The following is a 3,379-nucleotide window of genomic DNA, read 5'->3' as shown; positions in this document are numbered from 1 at the left end:
CGTGCCGGTTCAAGTCCGGCTACCCGCATTGTTTTATGATGGGACTCTCTTCTTAGTTAGCGGCTAGAGGGAGTTCCTTTTCATTTTCTCCGGGCAGAATTCCTATAATTGCATTTGCGCTGGATACCTTACTCCTATAGTCCAGATGAGTATAAATGTTCAGCGTTGTGGAGATGTCACTGTGTCCCAGCAGTTTCCAAAGCTTGGACAAAATGGCCTCGAATGGTCCTACAAGGGGCAGCGTTCGAAGGCTTTTTTTAGATTTAGGCCTGTCTTTGTAAATCATTTTGTATTTGCCGTCTACCATGGCCTGGGTTACAGTATGTCTGATTGTAATCGTCTTCTGCACAAAATCGATTGCTTCCCACTTCAGCCTTACGATTTCACTTCAACGGAGTCCATAATAGCTGCCAATAAGAGCGGGAGCCAGTAAAGTAAAAAGTCACAGAAAAATATTTCATCCTTCGTACCGGATATAGTTGCTTCTTTATACAGGACCGATATTTAAAACTTTTCTACATTGTCTGGTCTGCTGACAGGCAGCAGCTTGTCCTCAGTTTTTTCTTGTTATCGGCTTTTTCGTAATCATCAGAAGGAACGAATTCCTGCCTGGTTATCTGAAACATTTCCTCGGTTTTACGTTTATTGCCTTTTAGAGGAAGATGCTCTGATTTTTTTTGTGGATTTTTGTTGTCTTTTATATATTCATTGCGTATAAAAGATTAGAAAAAAGAAAAGAAGTTGATTGTATGCAGAATATTATTGTGCCAATCAACCATGACACGGTTTTAGATAAGCCGGAGACAGAAAACAATATTTTCAGTAATATAGTTAGGGTTGTTTATATTCCATGTGTTTTTGCAAAATACAGATATTATATGATACTACAAACTATGATAAAGGCCTACATTGACCCTAAATCAAGCTTCTGCAATGACTTAAGAAAACTAAGCAAGCTGTTTTGTTGCTGGGGTGACAAAAGGTCAAAATATTGAAGCAATTCATGCTGCTTTTCTGTAATAGGATAGGACTCATTCGTTTCTGCAAAGAACTGGGCGAGAGTTATCCCAAAAGCATCACATATTTTCTGGAGATTTGGAATACTGGGTATCGAATCTTTTGTTGACCAGGAGGATATGGTAGACTGTCTGATATTTGCTATTTTGGAGAGTTCGTACTCACTCCAGCCACGTTCAGTGCGTAGATTAACAATTTTATCATTGATATAGGACATGACTGGTTACCTCCTGCTTGTGTTTATTGTTATTTTACTTCATTCTTTCGTTGTATTTTAGACTTACATATCGTATAATTTTAACGATGTATAGTAGTACTTAGTATAGCAGGAGGAGAGAGGATGCAATTTCGTAAAATATCTGAAAGTATGACGGATCATGAGGCTGAGGCTTTGCTGCATATTTTACTTCCAGGAAGCAAAATGAAAGAAATAAATCGGCTGGAAGAATCTAATTGTGTTGATATAATCTTTGAATTTCAGGAAAGAGAGTGGATACTTACATTTTGCCCGGATGAAATCGATAATATTTCAGAAGAATTAAATTTAGAGAATAAAGGTATTTATCAGGTTTATATGCTGGCTAATGGATATAGCGAATATTTGAAGGAAGATGCACAGATTCAGGCAGAATTATGGAAGGATTGGATAGATAAAGCGCAGAAAAATATAAATGTGCTATATTTCAATAAAAATGTTAAATCAGCGGAAATTTTAACAGATCTGGAGAATCTGGTAGTAAATTATCGGAATTTACAAGGACTTATAGAAACCTTTGGTGCCGGAGCCAAGACAACAATAGGGGATTGCGATATATCTCAGGGAATTTATGCAATTGCAGAGAGTTTGGCAGAGCAAAATGGCTATTTGGAACAGCTGTTAAACAAGCTTATTAGTTAAATGGTTTTTATGATATTGGGGAGTATTGAGTGGGTAGTTTTAATTTTACTTACTGATAATAAGAAATGTGATTAATTTATTTTGAAAAGAAGATTACGGAGTAGATGTTTTCTCTGGTAGTCTTCTTTTTTTATTGTATTAAGCTTTTGTTTTTAATGGATGGTGAGATTGGAATTAAAATTAATTTTTAGGTGTAATTAAGTATAAAATATTGTAATTCCTTATATGGTATAAAGGATAATAAAATGTAATAAAAAGTGGATTAAGACTAAAAGAAGTTAAAATAAATCTTTCATCCTATCTTCAGCGTTCCTGATATATGCTCTTATAATGCATTATCAGAGTTATTAATTTCTAATAGTGTAGTTGCCGTTGTTAATAGAATGCATAATTGATTCTTGTTACATTTGGAAATAATCCGGATGAGTTCTCTGTAATCTGGATCAAATTTATCTTCATCAGATAATATGCATTCGTCGGCGGAAATATTAAGAGTTCGACAAATGTGATAGAAATTTTCCAGACTTGGAGAAAATCGTCCGCGTTCTATATCCTTCTGAAAAGATAAAGAGAATCCCAGTAACTGTGCGCATTTAGCTTGCGTAAGGTGTTTTTTATTACGCGCTTTCTTAATTGCAGAACCTAAAATTTTGGCGTCATGCAGGCATAGGGGCATATTTTCATCTCCTTTAATTAGTACGGAACCATACAGCTTAACTGCAGTAATGATACGAAACCTTTAAAAAATATGACAATTCACAATCTATAGATAGAACAAATTAATATCTGACAAAATAGTTCCTTTAACAAATAGCTCTTCTTAATGGATTATTCGGATGGTATATGTCTGTTTTAAAGGTGAAGCTAAAAAAATAAAAAAGACCAATGCTATTTTTCCCCCTTTTTAAGTAATTGTGGTAGTGCTATACACTACTCATTGTTAAGGAATAGATTAAATAAGCGAAATGTTTATCTGGAATATAAAGAGATAAATATTCGCTTTTTTATTTTTCTACGTGGTGTACTTATAAAAGTTTTCTGTCGGGGCCCACCTTTTTCCCTTGTCGCAAAAGAACAAAGAAAAAAGGAGGCACATATGATATGAGAGAACAAAAAGCACAGTCACTGCAGAACCGCTTTTCAGCATATGTGGTAACTGCTGTTTCTAACCGCAGAGCCAGGTATCTGGAAAATAAAAATCGCGCAAAAGAGCGGGAATATGCTGTTTTAGAAATGCTTGATCGAACATATACGGATTTTTCAGAAGAATATAATAAATATGTAATGGATCAAATATTACACGAAGCCGGAGAAATTAGCAAGCTGGAGCGGATAATAAGTCTTACTCAAGGGCAAAAGATGATTTATGCAATTGCTTGTTTGAAGGAACGGGAAAAGGCATTAATATTTGGCCGTGTCTTTGAAGAACTGGAGTTTGAAGAGTTGGGAAAAAGACATGGTATC

4 protein-coding genes and 1 pseudogene are annotated in these 3,379 nt (G+C 35.2%); 2 read left to right on the top strand and 3 right to left on the bottom strand.

Features of this window, described 5'->3' with window-relative positions; translation table 11 throughout:
* Positions 1–52: 52 nt before the first annotated feature.
* Positions 53–349: a site-specific integrase gene (locus HMPREF1548_RS30360; RefSeq protein ID WP_021634543.1), complete on the bottom strand. Its 297-nt coding sequence runs from the start codon at positions 347–349 to the stop codon at positions 53–55.
* 555 nt (positions 350–904) lie between these two features.
* Complete coding sequence (locus tag HMPREF1548_RS04245) at positions 905–1,234, bottom strand: helix-turn-helix domain-containing protein (RefSeq protein ID WP_021634542.1); 330 nt, start codon at positions 1,232–1,234, stop codon at positions 905–907.
* Between the two features lie 123 nt (positions 1,235–1,357).
* On the opposite strand from HMPREF1548_RS04245, the gene HMPREF1548_RS04240 reads away from it, so the two are divergent.
* Positions 1,358–1,915, top strand: coding sequence for a hypothetical protein (locus HMPREF1548_RS04240; RefSeq protein ID WP_021634541.1), 558 nt, complete (start codon positions 1,358–1,360; stop codon positions 1,913–1,915).
* A gap of 325 nt (positions 1,916–2,240) precedes the next feature.
* Here the strand turns inward: HMPREF1548_RS04240 and HMPREF1548_RS30800 are convergent, their stop codons facing one another.
* Positions 2,241–2,591, bottom strand: coding sequence for a helix-turn-helix domain-containing protein (locus HMPREF1548_RS30800; protein WP_021634540.1), 351 nt, complete (start codon positions 2,589–2,591; stop codon positions 2,241–2,243).
* A 425-nt stretch (positions 2,592–3,016) separates the two neighbouring features.
* On the opposite strand from HMPREF1548_RS30800, the pseudogene HMPREF1548_RS04230 reads away from it, so the two are divergent.
* A pseudogene (locus HMPREF1548_RS04230) lies at positions 3,017–3,379 on the top strand (hypothetical protein); the annotation flags it as partial.

This window comes from Clostridium sp. KLE 1755, from assembly GCF_000466465.2.
In the GTDB taxonomy this organism is placed as follows: Bacteria; Bacillota; Clostridia; order Lachnospirales; family Lachnospiraceae; genus Eisenbergiella; species Eisenbergiella porci.
Note: the sequence above shows the minus strand (reverse complement) of the source record. Positions and strands in the feature narration are given on the sequence as shown.

What these genes read in the sequence shown, in the direction of transcription:
- HMPREF1548_RS04245 (WP_021634542.1), bottom strand. Translation starts at nt 1,234, where the DNA reads ATGTCCTATATCAATGATAAAATTGTTAATCTACGCACTGAACGTGGC.
- HMPREF1548_RS04240 (WP_021634541.1), top strand. Translation starts at nt 1,358, where the DNA reads ATGCAATTTCGTAAAATATCTGAAAGTATGACGGATCATGAGGCTGAG.
- HMPREF1548_RS30800 (WP_021634540.1), bottom strand. Translation starts at nt 2,591, where the DNA reads ATGCCCCTATGCCTGCATGACGCCAAAATTTTAGGTTCTGCAATTAAG.